The sequence below is a fragment of the Streptococcus oralis subsp. oralis genome (assembly GCF_002096445.1).
GTDB lineage: Bacteria > Bacillota > Bacilli > Lactobacillales > Streptococcaceae > Streptococcus > Streptococcus oralis_N.
Genome location: NZ_NCUK01000013.1, coordinates 1290620 through 1307653, shown reverse-complemented (window position 1 = coordinate 1307653; position 17034 = coordinate 1290620). Strand labels below are relative to the sequence as shown.

The window sequence follows — 17034 nt, the reverse complement described above, 5'->3', positions numbered from 1 at the left end:
TAAAAAAGGACCTACTTAATCCCCTAAGTAAGTCCCCAAAATAGGCATGGCCAAAACCATACCTCAAGCTGACATACTCATTGTTAGGTGTTCCGGCACCTTGTAGAAACGTCGTGCCAATTCACGACATAAACAAGTAAAATGATATTCAATTTTAAATAGGCTACTGCCAATGTTTTTATTTTACACCAATTAGCTTTATAAATCAAATATTTTGTTAGTAAATAGATCATAAAAGCGAACGAATAAAAGGCTGCAAGGCTAGAAAGTATTGTAGCCTTTTATTCTTCTATTCGCTAAATCTTAAAAAATAACCATCAGGATCCAAAATCGCAAATTCATGAGGGTAAATAAAGCTATCTCCCACTCGAAATTCTCTTTTGGTCAGCGGACGATGGATAGGATAGTCAGCTTCCAGCAGTTTTTGGTAGAGCTGGGGGACCTCCTTGATACCAAAGGAAATATTGACACCGCGCCCGAAAGGATAGGTTAGTTGGGCTAATTCTTCTGCGCTGCCTTCTTCTAGCATAAGTTGGCAGTCTTCAAGCGAGAGGAAGAGAAATTTCTCCTCTGGACGCTCGTATTCGACAGAAAATCCCAGCAAATCGCAGTAGAAGTGGCGTGACTTTTCGAGGTCAGATACTACAAATTCAGGAATGACAGCTTGATAATCCATTAGCTTTCTCCTTAGAGTTCAATTTCCAATACAATGGGCGTATGGTCTTGACGCGCACCCGAGTCAATCATGTCAGACTTGGTCACCTTGTCAGCCACGCGGTTGCTAGTGAGCCAGTAGTCGATTCTCCAGCCTGTATTGTTGATTTTAGAAGTCTTGCTGCGTTGTGCCCACCAAGTGTAGCGCTCTGGGATATCGCCGTGAAGATGGCGGAAGGTGTCAGTAAATCCAGTTGCCAAAAGGTTGGTAAATCCAGCACGCTCCTCGTCTGTAAAACCAGGTGAACGGCGATTGCTGGCAGGATTTGCAAGGTCGATTTCCTTGTGAGCCACGTTGTAGTCACCGGTCGCAAGGACTGGTTTTTCTTTGTCTAGTTGCGCCAAATACTCAGCGTATTTGACATCCCAGACTTGACGCTCTTCCAAGCGTTTGAGACCATCGCCAGCGTTTGGTGTGTATACTTGGGTTACGAAAAATGTATCAAATTCCAAGGTGATGATGCGGCCTTCCAAGTCCATGGTAGAAGGAGCACCGATTTCTGGGAAGCTAATCGCTGGTGTGAGTTCTTTCTTATAGAGGAACATAGTTCCAGCGTAGCCTTTGCGAGCAGGTTCTTGAGAGGAACGCCAAGTATTTTCATAACCTGGGAAGAGTTCTTCTAAAATTTCCAAGTGTTTCTTTGTAGGCCCTTTTGCAGAAAGCTTGGTTTCCTGGATAGCGATAATATCAGCATTTTCGGCTACCAAGGTTTGTAGGACCTCTTGGGACAATTTTGCACGAGCTGAGTCGCTCGTTAGGGCTGCATTGAGGGAATCGATATTCCATGATATGAGTTTCATAAACTTACCTTTTTCATTCAGATTACAGACTATATTATACCAAAAAAAGGCGTATTTCCCCAACGTATGGTTTGAAAAATCACCCTCTTTCGTTTATAATTAAGAATGATTTTATGAAAGGGAGTGAAAACACATGAAATTCTATTCTTATGACTATGTCCTCAGCCAAATTGGTCAGCAAAATGGCATCATGCTTGGTTTAGGGATTGTCCTATTAGCTGTGACAGGATTTTTAGCTTTCAAGGCTTATCATGATAAAAAGGGGACCAAATTTCGTGAGTTGGTCATGATTTCAGCTTTGACCTTATTAGCTCTCCTTTTGGTCAGCATCACAACTTATCAAAACAATCAAGTATCTAATAATAAATTTCAAGCTTCACTTCATTTCATCGAGCTTGTTTCCAAAGAATTGGGAGTAGACAAGTCAGAGGTCTATGTCAATACTTCTGCGGACACGGATGGCGCACTTATCAAGGTGGGAGATCGCTATTATCGTGCCTTGAACGGAAGTGAGCCAGACAAGTACCTGCTAGAGAATGTCGAATTGTATAAAACAGATGCAATTGAACTGGTGGAGGTGAACAAATGACACTCAATTATATCGAAATTTTAATCAAACTAGCCTTGGGTCTCTTTTCTCTGGTTTTTGTAATCAATGTGACAGGAAAGGGTAACCTAGCGCCTAACTCAGCGATAGACCAAATTCAGAACTATGTACTCGGGGGTATCATCGGTGGGGTGATTTACAATAGTGCCATCAGTATCCTTCAGTATGCAGTTATCCTGATTATGTGGACCATTCTGGTCTTGACTCTCAAATGGCTGAACAATAATGTTCACTTTGTGAAACGTTTGATTGATGGGAAGCCAACTCTGCTCATCAAAAATGGGAAGATTGATCCAGAAGCCTGCCGTTCGGTTGGTTTATCAGCAGCGGACGTAGCACTTAAGCTCCGTAGCCAGGGAATTTTCCAAATGAAACAAGTCAAACGCGCTATGCAGGAGCAGAACGGTCAACTCATCGTAGTCCAAATGGGAGATGAGAATCCCAAGTATCCTGTTGTCACAGACGGTGTTATCCAAGTCGAAATTTTGGAGACCATTGGTCGCAGCGAAGAATGGCTGCTTGATAACCTCAGTAAACAAGGGTATGACAATGTGGCCAATATCTTTATCGCTGAGTATGACAAGGGTGTCGTCTCAGTCGTAACTTATGAATAAGAAAAACCTGGGGTCTTGTACTCTTCAAAAATCAAATTCAAACTGCATCAACGTCGCCTTGCCGTATGTAGGTTACTGACTTCGTCAGTTCTATCTACAACCTCAAAGCAGTGCTTTGAGCAGCCTGCGGCTAGTTTCCTAGTTTGCTCTTTGATTTTCATTGAGTCTTGGCCTCAGGTTTCCATTTGCAATCAGAAAGGGATTTTATGTCCATTATTCAAAAACTCTGGTGGTTTTTCAAGTTAGAAAAACGCCGTTATCTAGTCGGGATTGTGGCTTTGGTCTTGGTTTCCGTCCTCAACCTTATTCCCCCCATGGTCATGGGACGGGTGATTGATGCCATCACTGGGGGACAATTAACCCAGCAGGATCTCCTTCTAAATCTATTTTATCTACTGCTGGCAGCCTTTGGGATGTACTATCTGCGCTATGTTTGGCGCATGTATATCCTCGGGACATCCTATCGTCTGGGGCAGATTATGCGGTCTCGATTGTTTGAGCATTTTACTAAAATGTCGCCAGCCTTTTATCAAACCTATCGGACAGGGGACCTGATGGCACACGCCACCAATGATATCAATGCCCTAACTCGTCTCACAGGTGGCGGAGTCATGTCAGCAGTGGATGCTTCCATCACGGCTCTGGTGACTTTGCTGACCATGCTCTTTAGCATCTCATGGCAAATGACCTTGGTTGCCATTCTTCCCTTGCCTTTCATGGCTTATGCGACCAGTCGTCTAGGGAGAAAGACCCACAAGGCCTTTGGCGAATCTCAAGCTGCCTTTTCTGAACTCAATAACAAGGTACAGGAGTCGGTATCAGGTATCAAGGTGACCAAGTCTTTCGGTTATCAGGCGGATGAGTTGAAGTCCTTTCAAGCGGTCAATGAATTGACCTTCCAAAAGAATCTCCAAACCATGAAATACGATAGTCTCTTTGACCCCATGGTTCTCTTGTTTGTTGGTTCGTCCTATGTTTTAACTCTCTTGGTCGGCTCTTTGATGGTTCAGAAAGGGCAAATCACGGTTGGGAATCTGGTCACCTTTATCAGCTACTTGGATATGCTAGTTTGGCCTCTTATGGCCATTGGTTTCCTCTTTAATATCACTCAGCGAGGCAAGGTTTCTTACCAACGGATTGAGGAACTTTTATCTCAGGAATCACCTGTAAAAGACCCTGAGTTTCCTCTGGACGGTATTGAAAATGGACGTTTGGAGTACGCTATTGACAGCTTTGCCTTTGAAAATGAGGAGACACTGACGGATATTCACTTTAGTTTAGAAAAAGGACAAACCCTAGGCTTGGTCGGACAGACAGGCTCTGGGAAAACGTCCTTGATTAAGCTCCTCTTGCGTGAATACGATGTGGATAAGGGAGCTATTTATCTAAACGATCACGATATTCGTGATTATCGTCTGACAGACCTTCGTGGTCTCATGGGCTATGTCCCTCAAGATCAGTTTCTCTTTGCGACCTCTATCTTAGACAATATCCGCTTCGGCAATCCTAATTTGCCCCTTTCAGCGGTCGAGGAAGCGACTAAACTAGCTCAAGTTTATAAAGATATTGTGGACATGCCTCAGGGATTTGATACGCTGATCGGTGAAAAGGGAGTCAGTCTCTCAGGTGGTCAAAAGCAACGTCTGGCTATGAGTAGGGCTATGATTTTAGACCCTGATATCTTGATTCTAGATGATTCCTTGTCAGCCGTGGATGCCAAGACAGAGTATGCGATTATCGACAATCTCAAGGAGACGCGCAAGGACAAGACAACTATTATTACAGCACATCGACTCAGTGCAGTTGTCCATGCAGATCTGATTTTGGTTCTGCAAAATGGTCAAATTATCGAACGGGGCAAGCACGATGACTTGCTAGTCCTGAATGGCTGGTATGCCCAAACCTACCAGTCTCAGCAGTTGGAAATGAAAGGAGAAGAAGATGCAGAATAAGAAAGAACAATTGGCTGTATTGAAGCGCTTGATGTCTTATCTCAAGCCCTATGGCCTCCTGACCTTTTTGGCACTCAGTTTTCTCCTCGTGACTACAATCATTAAAAGTGTCATTCCCCTTGTGGCTTCCCACTTTATCGACCAGTACCTCAGCAACCTAAACCATCTTGCTATTACAGTTTTATTGGCCTACTATGGCCTCTATATCCTGCAAACTCTGGTCCAGTATGTCGGCAATCTTCTCTTTGCGCGGGTGTCCTACAGTATTGTCAGAGATATTCGTCACGATGCCTTTGCCAATATGGAGAAACTGGGCATGTCTTATTTTGACAAGACGCCAGCAGGTTCCATCGTCTCTCGTTTGACCAATGATACTGAGACCATCAGTGATATGTTTTCGGGAATTTTATCCAGCTTTATTTCAGCAGTTTTCATCTTTCTGACAACTCTGTATACCATGTTGGTGCTGGATTTTCGTTTGACAGCTTTAGTTTTGCTCTTTCTACCCTTGATTTTCCTTTTAGTCAATCTCTATCGGAAAAAGTCAGTGAAAATCATCGAAAAAACCAGAAGTCTCTTGTCAGATATCAATAGTAAGCTGGCAGAGAATATCGAGGGAATCAGGATTATCCAGGCCTTCAACCAAGAGAATCGCCTGCAAGCAGAATTTGATGAAATCAACCAAGAACACTTGGTCTATGCCAACCGTTCTGTGGCCTTGGATGCCCTCTTTTTGAGACCTGCCATGAGTTTGCTGAAACTCCTAGGATATGCAGTCTTGATGGCCTACTTTGGTTACCGCGGGCTTTATCTGGGAATAACAGCAGGAACCATGTATGCTTTTATCCAGTACATCAATCGGCTCTTTGACCCCTTGATTGAGGTGACGCAAAACTTTTCAACCCTTCAAACTTCTATGGTCTCAGCTGGACGTGTCTTTGCCTTGATTGACGAGAGGACCTATGAACCCCTTCAAAAGGATAGCCAAGCAAAGATTACAGAAGGTAATATTCGGTTTGAGCACGTGTGTTTCTCATATGATGGAAAACACCAGATTCTAGATGATATTTCCTTTTCAGTTAAGAAGGGTGAAACCATTGCCTTTGTAGGGCATACAGGTTCGGGGAAATCTTCCATTATCAATGTCCTCATGCGCTTTTATGAATTTCAGTCAGGCCGCGTTCTCTTGGATGGTGTGGATATCAGGAACTACAGTCAGGAAGAGTTGAGAAAGAATATCGGTTTGGTCTTACAGGATCCCTTCCTCTATCACGGGACTATCAAGTCCAATATCGCCATGTACCAAGACATTAGTGATGAAGAGGTCCAGGCTGCGGCTGCCTTTGTGGATGCAGATTCCTTTATTCAGGACCTTCCGCAGGGTTATGATACCCCCGTTTCCGAGCGTGGTTCGAGCTTTTCTACTGGCCAGCGCCAGCTTCTTGCCTTTGCTAGAACAGTCGCCAGTCAGCCTAAAATCCTGATTTTGGATGAAGCGACAGCCAATATTGACTCTGAAACAGAGAGTTTGGTTCAAGATTCCCTAGCTAAGATGAGACAGGGTCGGACGACCATTGCTATTGCTCATCGCCTTTCGACCATCCAAGACGCCAACTGCATCTACGTCTTGGACAAGGGGCGTATCATCGAGAGTGGAACCCATGAGGAACTCTTGGCCTTGGGAGGAACCTATCACAAGATGTATAGCTTGCAGGCTGGAGCTATGTCCTAATACTCTTTGGAAATCTCTTCAAACCATGTCAGCTTTATCTGCAACCTCAAAGCTGTACATTGGTCAGCCTGCGGCTAGCTCTTTGATTTTCATTGAGCATAAGAAGGAAATCCTTCAAATTACAGATTTCTTTCACCGCCTTTTCCATTTTGTGGTATAATGAAAAATGTTGACAAATAGTATAATAAAAACAAAGGAGAAACAGCATGCTGAAATGGGAAGACTTGCCCGTGGAAATGCAATCAAGCGAGGTTGAGTCTTATTACCAGCTTGTCTCTAAAAGGAAGGGTTCGCTGATTTTCAAGCGTTTCCTGGATTGGGTTCTGGCCCTGTTTTTGCTAGTTTTGACTTCTCCCATCTTTCTTATCTTGAGCATTTGGATCAAGTTGGATAGCAAGGGACCAGTCATTTACAAGCAAGAGCGCGTGACCCAGTACAACCGTCCGTTCAAGATTTGGAAGTTCCGTACTATGGTAACGGATGCGGATAAAAAAGGAAGTCTGGTGACTTCTGCTAACGATAGCCGTATTACCAAAGTGGGGAATTTCATTCGCCGTGTGCGTTTGGACGAACTACCTCAGCTGGTCAATGTCCTTAAAGGCGAGATGTCCTTTGTAGGGACCCGTCCTGAAGTGCCACGTTACACAGAGCAGTACAGCCCTGAAATGATGGCGACCTTGCTCTTGCCAGCAGGGATTACCTCTCCAGCCAGCATCAACTACAAGGATGAGGATACGATCATCAGTCAAATGACGGAGAAAGGTCTGTCAGTTGACCAAGCCTATGTAGAACATGTTCTTCCTGAAAAGATGCGCTATAATCTCGCCTATCTCCGAGAGTTTAGTTTCCTTGGAGACATTAAAATCATGTTTCAAACCGTGTTTGAAGTACTAAAATAAAGTAGTCATGAGAAAATGAGTACAGATAAAAGGAGCAAATCAATGCCAAATTACAATATTCCATTTTCACCACCCGATATTACGGAAGCAGAAATTGCTGAAGTAGCGGATACCCTGCGTTCTGGTTGGATTACAACTGGGCCAAAGACAAAAGAACTAGAGCGTCGCTTATCTCAATACACACAGACACCTAAGACTGTCTGCCTCAACTCTGCGACTGCTGCTCTTGAGTTGATTTTGCGTGTTTTGGAAGTGGGCCCTGGTGATGAAGTCATCGTTCCAGCTATGACCTATACAGCTTCATGTAGTGTCATCACACACGTGGGAGCAACACCTGTCATGGTGGATATCCAAGCAGATACTTTTGAAATGGACTATGACTTGCTTGAGCAAGCTATTACTGAAAAGACCAAGGTGATTATTCCGGTTGAGCTTGCAGGAATTGTTTGCGACTATGACCGTTTGTTCCAAGTCGTGGAGAAAAAACGGGATCTCTTTACAGCTGCTAGCAAGTGGCAAAAAGCCTTTAACCGTATCGTGATTGTCTCTGATAGTGCCCATGCTTTGGGATCAACTTATAAAGGGCAACCAGCTGGTTCGATCGCTGACTTTACTTCCTTCTCATTCCACGCCGTTAAGAACTTTACAACGGCTGAGGGAGGAAGTGCGACTTGGAAAGCCAATCCAGCGATTGATGACGAAGAGATGTATAAGGAATTCCAAATCCTTTCCCTTCATGGTCAAACCAAAGACGCTCTTGCCAAGATGCAACTGGGTTCATGGGAATACGATATCGTTACACCGGCCTACAAGTGCAATATGACTGATATCATGGCTTCGATTGGTTTGGTACAATTGGATCGTTACCCAGCTTTGCTACAACGTCGTAAGGACATCGTGGACCGCTATGATCGTGGTTTTGCGGGTACTCGTATTCACCCACTGGCACACAAGACTGATACTGTCGAATCTTCACGCCACCTCTACATCACCCATGTTGAAGGTGCTAGCCTAGAAGAGCGCAACCTCATCATCCAAGAATTGGCCAAAGCAGGAATTGCAAGTAATGTACACTATAAACCGCTTCCGCTCTTGACAGCCTATAAGAATCTTGGTTTTGATATGGCAGATTATCCAAGAGCCTATGCCTTCTTTGAAAATGAAATTACGCTTCCTCTTCATACAAAATTAAGCGATGAAGAAGTAGACTATATAGTTCAGACTTTGGTGAGAATTTCCGAAGAAATCCTCGGTTCTGGAAAAAAATCATAAAAAAATCTTGACAAAAAGCGGAGAATAGCATATAATATTTTCAACAAATCAGAAAAGTAACTATTTTTGATCTTCAGGGAGCCTGTGGTGATTGTGAACAGGTGGTTGGAAGTAGTGAAAGTGGGCTGATTTTAAAAATGAATTTGAAACAATGAAAATTCGGTGCGCACACCTTACAGTGCAACTTGTTGTTAGACAAGGCAGAGATGTAAAGGGGAATAGTCCCTTTATAATTGAGGTGGCACCGCGTTACCAACGCCCTCACACGGAAGTGGATTCTGTGTGTGGGCTTTTTCATATCTTGAAATCAATACTGAAAGAGGAAAAATTTTATGACAACTAAAGGTTATTTTGGACAATTTGGTGGTAGTTTTGTACCGGAGCCGATTCAGGCTTTGTTGGATGAGTTGGAAGTGACATTTGACAAGTACAAGGATGATCCAGAGTTTTTGGCAGAATTTCGCCATTACTTGAAGGATTATTCTGGTCGCGAAACACCGCTTTATTTTGCGGAAAGTTTAACAGACCACCTAGGTGGAGCTAAGATTTATCTCAAGCGCGAAGATCTTAACCACCTTGGTTCTCACAAGCTCAACAATGTTTTAGGACAAATTATTCTTGCCAAACGAATGGGCAAAAAGCGAGTGATCGCAGAAACAGGAGCTGGTCAACATGGTGTTGCGACAGCAGCGGCTGCAGCCAAGTTTGGTATGGCCTGTGATGTCTACATGGGGGCAGAGGATGTGGAGCGTCAACGTCTCAATGTCTTCCGTATGGAGATGATGGGAGCGACCGTTCACGCAGTTGAAACGGGGACACGAACTCTCAAGGATGCGGTCGATGCAGCCTTTGGAGCATGGATGAATGACCTTGAAGCCTTCTACGTTTTGGGATCGGCTGTGGGACCTCATCCTTATCCTACCATTGTTCATGAATTCCAAAAGGTCATCAGTGAAGAATCTCGTCGTCAAATCTTAGAAAAAGAAGGCCGTTTACCAGACTACGTCATTGCCTGTGTAGGTGGTGGTTCTAATGCTATCGGTGCTTTTTCACAGTATGTGGCTGATGAAGAAGTCAAATTGGTTGGGGTCGAAGCTGCTGGGCATGGACTTGATACAGACAAGCACGCAGCTACTATGACAAAGGGTAGTGTCGGAATTGTCGATGGTATGAAGACCTATGCAGTCTTTAAGGAAGACGGAGAGCTGGCTCCAGTTTACTCTATCTCAGCTGGATTGGACTATCCAGGCGTTGGCCCAGAACACGCCTACTTCAAAGATTCAGGCCGCGTGGAATACGTAGCAGCGACAGATGAAGAAGCTGTTCAAGCCTTGCTCCTTCTAAGCAAGACAGAAGGGATTATCCCAGCGATTGAAAGTTCGCACGCTATCGCAGAAGCAGTCAAACGTGCACCGAAACTTAGTAAGGATGACATTATCATCATCAATGTCTCTGGTCGTGGAGACAAGGACGTAGCTGCGATTGCAGACTACCTAGAAGCTAAAAAATAAAAGATGGAAAAATTACAGTACTTTCTTTCCCAGAGAGCTTGTGGTTGCTGGAAACAAGCAGAGAATGCTGTAAGGTTGGGTCCATTTGAAACAAGAGAAGAAAACATAATTCTCAAGGGAGTGCCCTTTATCGCACAGCCTGTTATAGGAAAGTTCTGAGACAGGAATGAGAGATAGGAGAAATCCTATAATTGAGGTGGCACCGCGAATTTCGTCCTCACGCAAGTTATTTTGCGTGGGGATTTTTATATATTTATCGTAGATATGGCTATCAGTTTTAAATTATGCTTCATCACTAGATAGATTTCTATAAAATATTTGCTAACGAAGTGAGCATTGACCCGCTATTTCCCGCTATAGTGGTATTCTAGAGAAGCAAAGATGCTTCTCTAGAACGGAATTTTTGAGAGTAAAATAGTTTGGGGAACTATTTTAGCCTGAGCCTAGAAATGAATGAGCGAGGAGCTCGAAAATTAGGTCTTTCATTTCATGGATTTCTAAAATCATCCACTGGATAATTTTACCTCCCGTCCGCACTATTTAAGGGAAATAGAAAAAAGACCAAAAATTAAAAATAAGAAACTGAAAGGGAAATTACAATGGAACGAATCATTCATGGAGATGTCTTATCACCAATCTTGGCTTATATGCGCTTAAAAGGGCAACACAAGGTTATCCTAGAGAGTATTCCGAGAGACAAGGAAACCGCTCGTTTTTCTATCCTAGCCTATAATCCTGTTTTTGAGATTCAGTTTGAAAATGGAGTCCTTTATCAAAATGGTCAAGTGATTGATCGGGATCCTTTGGATTTCCTTTATGAAGTGACTCATAAGAGCCAACACCATTCAGATCTCCCTTTTGGTGGGGGAGCTATTGGCTTTGTCGGTTACGATATGATTTCTCTTTATGAAGAAATTGGCCAAATCCCTGAGGATACCATTGGAACGCCAGACATGCATTTCTTTGTCTATGAGAGTTATATGGTCTTTGACCACAAGAAAGAAAAAATTCATGTCATAGAGGATGCTCTTTATAGCGATCGCAGTCAAGAAGATTTGGAAAAAGCCTTGAACCAAGTGCTTGAGGAATTACGCATTCCTGCTCCAAATGAATTTGAAGATTTGGATCTATCTCCGTTGAACTTCAAACCGCATATCGCTCCTCAGAAGTTTGAGGAAATGGTGGAAACTTCTCGTGACTTGATTCGTAATGGTGATATGTTCCAATGCGTGCTCAGCCAGCGTTTCTCAGCAGAAGTTACTGGAAATCCATTTGACTTCTACAGAAATCTCCGCGTGACCAATCCATCTAATTACCTCTATTTCTATGATTTTGGGGATTATCAAATCATCGGTGCCAGTCCTGAAAGTTTGGTTTCTGTCAAAAATGGCATTGTGACAACCAATCCGATTGCAGGTACGCGACCAAGAGGGGCTACGGATGAAGAGGACAAGGCCTTGGCGACAGACCTGCTTTCTGATGAGAAGGAAACAGCAGAACATCGGATGTTGGTAGACTTGGGGCGCAATGATATCGGCCGCATCTCTGAAACGGCCAGTGTTCAAGTCACCAAGTATATGGAAGTGGAGCTCTTCCGCTATGTCATGCATTTGACCAGCGTGGTCAAGGGACGTTTGCTTCCAGACCTCACTGCCATGGATGCTTTGAAAGCTACACTTCCAGCTGGAACAGTTTCAGGAGCACCAAAGATTCGGGCCATGAGACGCATCTATGAACTGGAGACGGAAAAACGAGGCGTATACGCAGGAGCAATCGGCTACTTGTCTGCGACGGGTGATATGGATTTCGCCATTGCCATCCGAACCATGATTCTCAAAGATCAAACAGCCTATGTGCAGGCTGGGGCAGGGATTGTCTATGACTCCATCGCCCAAAACGAATACCAAGAAACCATTAACAAGGCTAAATCTATGACTAGAATTGGAGAACTAAGACCATGATTTTATTGATTGATAACTATGATTCTTTTACCTATAACTTGGCGCAGTACATTGGGAATTTTGCAGAAGTGCAGGTCTTGAGAAATGATGATCCCAAGCTGTATGAAGAAGCTGAAAAAGCAGATGGTCTGGTCTTTTCTCCCGGTCCTGGTTGGCCGGTTGATGCTGGAAAGATGGAAGACATGATTCGTGACTTTGCAGGTAAGAAGCCGATTCTAGGGATTTGTTTGGGTCATCAAGCTATCGCAGAAGTCTTTGGTGGGAAGCTAGGCTTGGCTCCAAAAGTCATGCATGGGAAACAGAGCCATATTAGCTTTGAAGCGCCATCTGTTTTGTATCAGGGGATTGAGGATGGTCGTCCAGTCATGCGTTACCACAGTATTTTGATTGAAGAAATGCCAGAAGGCTTTGAAGTGACAGCTCGTTCGACTGATGACCAAGCTATTATGGGAATTCAACACAAAAGCCTGCCGATTTATGGCTTCCAGTACCATCCAGAAAGCATCGGAACGCCAGATGGCTTGTCTTCTATTCGGAATTTTATCGAGAAGGTTGTAAAGTGAGGAAACTAGGATGAAAGAGATTATTGAAAAATTAGCAAAATTTGAAAATTTATCAGGTGTGGAAATGACGGATGTCATTGAACGTATCGTTACTGGACGTGTAACCGAAGCGCAGATTGCTTCTCTTCTCTTGGCCCTTAAGATGAAGGGGGAAACACCGGAAGAACGCACAGCCATTGCACAAGTCATGAGAGGCCATGCCCAACACATTCCAACTGAAATCCAGGACGCTATGGATAACTGCGGTACAGGTGGAGACAAGTCCTTCAGCTTTAACATTTCGACAACTGCAGCCTTTGTCTTGGCTGGTGGTGGCATTCACATGGCCAAGCACGGTAACCGTTCGATTTCTTCTAAATCGGGTTCGGCAGATGTCCTTCAAGCATTGGGCATCAATCTTGACCTCAAACCAGCTGAACTAGGTAAGGTTTTCGATAAAACTGGAATCGTCTTTCTCTTTGCTAAAAATATGCACCCAGCTATGAAGTACATCATGCCCGCTCGTTTGGAACTAGGAATTCCAACGATTATGAACTTGACTGGTCCACTGATTCATCCAATGGCCTTGGAAACACAGTTGCTTGGCATTAGTCGTCCAGAACTGCTAGAAAGTACCGCTCAGGTTTTGAAAAATATGGGTCGCAAACGTGCCATCGTGGTTGCTGGACCAGAAGGGTTGGATGAAGCTGGCTTGAACGGGACAACCAAGATTGCTCTTCTTGAAAATGGCGAAATCACCTTGTCAAGCTTCACTCCAGAGGATTTGGGGATGGAACGCTACGCTATTGAAGATATTCGTGGAGGGAATGCTCAGGAAAATGCAGAGATTTTGCTTAGTGTTCTTCAAAACGAACCAAGTCCATTCTTGGAAACGACAGTCTTGAATGCTGGTCTTGGTTTCTATGCTAATGGTAAGGTAGCTAGTATCAAGGAAGGGGTTGTCTTGGCCCGTCAAGTAATTGCTAGTGGCAAGGCCCTTGAAAAACTCAGACTGTTACAGGAGTACCAAAAATGAGTCAGGAATTTTTAGCACGAATCTTAGAGCAGAAGGCGCGTGAAGTCGAGCAAATGAAGCTGGAGGAAATCCAGCCCTTGCGCCAGACCTATCGCTTGGCTGACTATTTAAAACAACATCAGGACCGTTTGCAGGTAATCGCTGAGGTCAAGAAGGCTAGCCCTAGTCTGGGAGATATCAATCTCGATGTGGATATTGTGCAACAGGCCCAGACTTATGAAGCGAACGGCGCAGTGATGATTTCGGTTTTGACAGATGAGGTTTTCTTTAAAGGGCATTTGGATTATCTGCGGGAGATTTCTAGTCAGGTACAGATTCCGACGCTCAACAAGGACTTTATCATCGATGAAAAGCAAATCATCCGTGCTCGCAATGCCGGCGCGACAGTCATCTTGCTCATCGTGGCTGCCTTGTCAGAAGAACGCCTCAAGGAACTGTATGACTACGCGACAGAGCTTGGTCTGGAAGTCTTGGTGGAAACTCACAATCTAGCTGAACTAGAGGTGGCCCACAGACTTGGTGCTGAGATTATTGGGGTTAATAACCGCAACTTGACCACCTTTGAAGTCGACTTGCAGACCAGTGTAGACTTGGCTCAGCACTTTAAGAAAGGTCGCTATTACATTTCTGAATCTGCTATTTTCACAGGGCAGGATGCGGAACGAGTAGCACCATACTTTAACGGAATTTTGGTGGGAACAGCTCTCATGCAGGCAGAGGATGTGGCTCAAAGAATCAAGGAGTTGCAGATTGACAAAGGTTAAGATTTGTGGATTATCGACCAAAGAAGCGGTAGAAACAGCCGTATCAGCAGGGGCAGACTATATCGGTTTTGTCTTCGCACCCAGTAAAAGACAGGTGACCTTGGAAGAGGCTACAGAGCTGGCAAAGCTCATTCCTTCCGATGTAAAAAAAGTTGGCGTATTTGTTTCACCAAGTCGAGAAGAATTGCTAGAAGCGATTGAAAAGGTTGGCTTGGACTTGGTTCAAGTTCATGGTCAGGTAGCGGATGACTTGTTTGAGGATTTGCCTTGTGCCAGCATTCAGGCTGTGCAGGTGGATGGAAATGGTCATGTGCCTCATTCTCGGGCAGACTATCTACTCTTTGATGCGCCTGTGGCAGGGAGTGGTCAGACCTTTGACTGGGGTCAACTGGATACAGCAGAACTTGCTCAGCCCTTCTTTATCGCAGGTGGGCTTAAGGAAGACAATGTAGCAAAAGCAATTCAACACTTCACTCCCTATGCAGTAGATGTATCGAGCGGAGTGGAGACAGATGGACAAAAAGATCAGGAAAAGATTAGAAGATTTATAGAGAGGGTAAAGCATGGCATATCAAGAACCAAATAAAGATGGATTTTACGGAAAATTCGGTGGACGTTTCGTCCCAGAAACATTGATGACAGCAGTTTTGGAGTTGGAAAAAGCTTATCGTGAAAGTCAGGCGGACCCAAGTTTCCAAGAGGAATTAAACCAGCTCTTACGCCAGTATGTAGGACGTGAAACTCCCCTTTACTACGCAAAAAACTTGACCCAGCATATCGGCGGAGCCAAGATTTATCTCAAACGGGAAGACCTCAACCATACAGGGGCCCACAAGATTAACAATGCCTTGGGACAAGTTCTTCTGGCTAAACGTATGGGTAAAAAGAAAATTATCGCTGAAACAGGTGCTGGTCAGCACGGTGTGGCAACTGCAACAGCTGCGGCCCTCTTTAACATGGAATGTACCATCTATATGGGTGAGGAAGATGTCAAACGCCAAGCCCTAAATGTCTTCCGTATGGAGCTTTTGGGAGCCAAGGTCGAGGCCGTGACAGATGGTTCGCGCGTACTCAAGGATGCAGTTAATGCAGCCCTTCGTTCATGGGTAGCGAATATCGATGATACCCACTATATCCTTGGTTCTGCCTTGGGACCTCATCCATTCCCAGAAATTGTTCGTGACTTCCAAAGTGTCATCGGTCGAGAAGCTAAACAACAGTACCGTGACTTGACAGGACAAGACTTACCAGATGCCCTAGTAGCCTGTGTTGGTGGTGGTTCTAATGCTATCGGTCTCTTCCATCCCTTTGTAGAAGATGAGTCTGTTGCCATGTATGGGGCTGAAGCAGCAGGGCTTGGTGTGGATACAGAGCACCATGCAGCGACCTTGACCAAGGGTCGTCCGGGTGTCCTTCACGGTTCCCTCATGGATGTGCTTCAAGATGCCCATGGTCAAATTCTTGAGGCTTTCTCTATCTCAGCCGGTTTGGACTATCCTGGTATCGGTCCAGAACACTCTCACTACCACGATATCAAACGTGCCAGCTATGTTCCTGTGACTGACGAGGAAGCCTTGGAAGGATTCAAACTCTTGTCTCGTGTGGAAGGGATTATCCCAGCCTTGGAATCAAGCCACGCCATTGCCTTTGCAGTGAAATTGGCCAAAGAACTCGGGCCAGACAAGTCTATGATTGTCTGCCTGTCCGGTCGTGGGGATAAGGATGTAGTCCAAGTCAAAGACCGCTTGGAAGCAGATGTAGTAAAGAAGGGAGAAGCCCATGCCTAAGACACTAACAGAAAAATTGAACGCTATCAAAGCAACTGGAAAAGGAATTTTTGTTCCTTATATCATGGCTGGAGACCATGAGAAAGGTTTGGATGGTCTCGCTGAAACAATCCACTTTTTAGAAGATTTGGGTGTTTCAGCTATTGAAGTGGGTATTCCCTTTTCAGACCCTGTTGCAGATGGACCTGTGATCGAAGAAGCAGGCTTGCGCAGTCTAGCTCACGGGACGTCTACTCAGGCTTTGGTTGAAACCTTGAAAATCATTCAAACTGAGGTACCACTTGTCATCATGACCTACTTCAACCCCCTTTTTCAGTACGGTGTGAAGAAATTTGTCAAAGATTTGGCAGATACAGCAGTTAAGGGCTTGATTATTCCAGACCTGCCTCATGAACATGCCAATTTTGTAGAGCCATTTTTGGCAGACACAGACATGGCCTTGATTCCCCTAGTTAGTTTGACAACAGGGATTGATCGCCAAAAAGAGTTGATCAAGGGAGCAGAAGGCTTTGTCTATGCCGTTGCTATCAATGGGGTGACAGGGAAATCAGGAAACTACCGAGCAGACTTGGACAAGCACTTGGCACAATTGCATCAAGTAGCCGACATCCCAGTCTTGACAGGTTTTGGTGTATCTAGTCAAGCCGATGTCGAACGTTTCAATGCGGTGTCAGATGGCGTTATCGTCGGTTCGAAAATTGTAAAAGCTCTCCACCAAGGAGAGCCGATTCAGGACTTTATCAAACAAGCAGTAGCTTACCAAAAATAATCACACAAGCAGCAAGTAAGAGGAAAGGCACAAAAGGAAGTCTTTCCTTTTTCTTTTTAGGGTATAAGTTCAT

The 17034-nt window shown here is 44.5% G+C and carries 16 protein-coding genes, 1 pseudogene, 1 riboswitch and 2 other annotated features; of the genes and pseudogenes, 14 read left to right on the top strand and 3 right to left on the bottom strand.

All coding sequences use genetic code 11. The features are described from left to right. Positions 1-60: 60 nt before the first annotated feature. Positions 61-156, bottom strand: a riboswitch (purine riboswitch). A gap of 133 nt (positions 157-289) precedes the next feature. Further along, a complete protein-coding gene (locus B7721_RS09755) occupies positions 290-676 on the bottom strand; it encodes a bleomycin resistance protein (protein WP_084878830.1) in 387 nt (128 codons plus the stop codon). An 11-nt stretch (positions 677-687) separates the two neighbouring features. Then, positions 688-1515, bottom strand: a complete 828-nt coding sequence (locus B7721_RS09750; RefSeq protein WP_084878828.1) for an exodeoxyribonuclease III — start codon at positions 1513-1515, stop codon at positions 688-690. Between the two features lie 133 nt (positions 1516-1648). On the opposite strand from B7721_RS09750, the gene B7721_RS09745 reads away from it, so the two are divergent. The 14 genes from B7721_RS09745 to trpA all read left to right on the top strand — a co-directional run bounded on the left by B7721_RS09745 (position 1649) and on the right by trpA (position 16961). Further along, positions 1649-2104 (top strand): DUF3290 family protein, encoded by a 456-nt coding sequence (locus B7721_RS09745; protein WP_000675325.1) that lies wholly within the window; start codon positions 1649-1651, stop codon positions 2102-2104. Continuing rightward, complete coding sequence (locus B7721_RS09740; RefSeq protein ID WP_000174434.1) at positions 2101-2736, top strand: DUF421 domain-containing protein; 636 nt, start codon at positions 2101-2103, stop codon at positions 2734-2736. The genes B7721_RS09745 and B7721_RS09740 overlap by 4 nt, the downstream gene beginning before the upstream one ends. Before the next feature lie 206 nt (positions 2737-2942). Then, entirely contained in the window at positions 2943-4688 is a 1746-nt protein-coding gene (locus tag B7721_RS09735; protein WP_084878826.1) for an ABC transporter ATP-binding protein, read from the top strand. Continuing rightward, positions 4678-6420, top strand: coding sequence for an ABC transporter ATP-binding protein (locus tag B7721_RS09730; protein ID WP_049479913.1), 1743 nt, complete (start codon positions 4678-4680; stop codon positions 6418-6420). Before B7721_RS09735 ends, B7721_RS09730 begins: the two co-directional genes overlap by 11 nt. Before the next feature lie 206 nt (positions 6421-6626). Then, entirely contained in the window at positions 6627-7319 is a 693-nt protein-coding gene (locus B7721_RS09720; protein WP_049479912.1) for a sugar transferase, read from the top strand. Positions 7320-7361: 42 nt separating this feature from the next. Continuing rightward, on the top strand, positions 7362-8591 hold the full coding sequence (locus B7721_RS09715) for a DegT/DnrJ/EryC1/StrS family aminotransferase (RefSeq protein WP_042902634.1): 1230 nt from the start codon (positions 7362-7364) through the stop codon (positions 8589-8591). Positions 8592-8631: 40 nt separating this feature from the next. After that, positions 8632-8857: a binding site (T-box leader), on the top strand. A 66-nt stretch (positions 8858-8923) separates the two neighbouring features. Further along, positions 8924-10102, top strand: coding sequence for a tryptophan synthase subunit beta (gene trpB, locus B7721_RS09710; protein WP_084878825.1), 1179 nt, complete (start codon positions 8924-8926; stop codon positions 10100-10102). Continuing rightward, positions 10099-10324 (top strand) — a binding site (T-box leader). (Overlaps the previous gene by 4 nt.) Before the next feature lie 377 nt (positions 10325-10701). Further along, a complete protein-coding gene (gene trpE, locus B7721_RS09705) occupies positions 10702-12063 on the top strand; it encodes an anthranilate synthase component I (RefSeq protein ID WP_084878823.1) in 1362 nt (453 codons plus the stop codon). After that, positions 12060-12626: an aminodeoxychorismate/anthranilate synthase component II gene (locus tag B7721_RS09700; RefSeq protein ID WP_000601900.1), complete on the top strand. Its 567-nt coding sequence runs from the start codon at positions 12060-12062 to the stop codon at positions 12624-12626. Before trpE ends, B7721_RS09700 begins: the two co-directional genes overlap by 4 nt. A 10-nt stretch (positions 12627-12636) precedes the next feature. After that, a complete protein-coding gene (gene trpD / locus B7721_RS09695) occupies positions 12637-13641 on the top strand; it encodes an anthranilate phosphoribosyltransferase (RefSeq protein ID WP_084878821.1) in 1005 nt (334 codons plus the stop codon). After that, complete coding sequence (gene trpC / locus B7721_RS09690) at positions 13638-14405, top strand: indole-3-glycerol phosphate synthase TrpC (protein ID WP_084878819.1); 768 nt, start codon at positions 13638-13640, stop codon at positions 14403-14405. The genes trpD and trpC overlap by 4 nt, the downstream gene beginning before the upstream one ends. Continuing rightward, positions 14392-14991 (top strand): phosphoribosylanthranilate isomerase, encoded by a 600-nt coding sequence (locus B7721_RS09685; RefSeq protein ID WP_162283490.1) that lies wholly within the window; start codon positions 14392-14394, stop codon positions 14989-14991. The genes trpC and B7721_RS09685 overlap by 14 nt, the downstream gene beginning before the upstream one ends. Next, a complete protein-coding gene (gene trpB, locus B7721_RS09680; protein WP_070696150.1) occupies positions 14969-16192 on the top strand; it encodes a tryptophan synthase subunit beta in 1224 nt (407 codons plus the stop codon). Before B7721_RS09685 ends, trpB (B7721_RS09680) begins: the two co-directional genes overlap by 23 nt. Continuing rightward, positions 16185-16961, top strand: a complete 777-nt coding sequence (gene trpA / locus B7721_RS09675; RefSeq protein WP_084878816.1) for a tryptophan synthase subunit alpha — start codon at positions 16185-16187, stop codon at positions 16959-16961. Before trpB (B7721_RS09680) ends, trpA begins: the two co-directional genes overlap by 8 nt. Here the strand turns inward: trpA and B7721_RS10410 are convergent. After that, positions 16933-17019, bottom strand: a pseudogene (locus B7721_RS10410) (prepilin peptidase); the annotation flags it as partial. The gene trpA and the pseudogene B7721_RS10410 sit on opposite strands and share 29 nt — an antisense overlap. Positions 17020-17034: the final 15 nt, after the last annotated feature.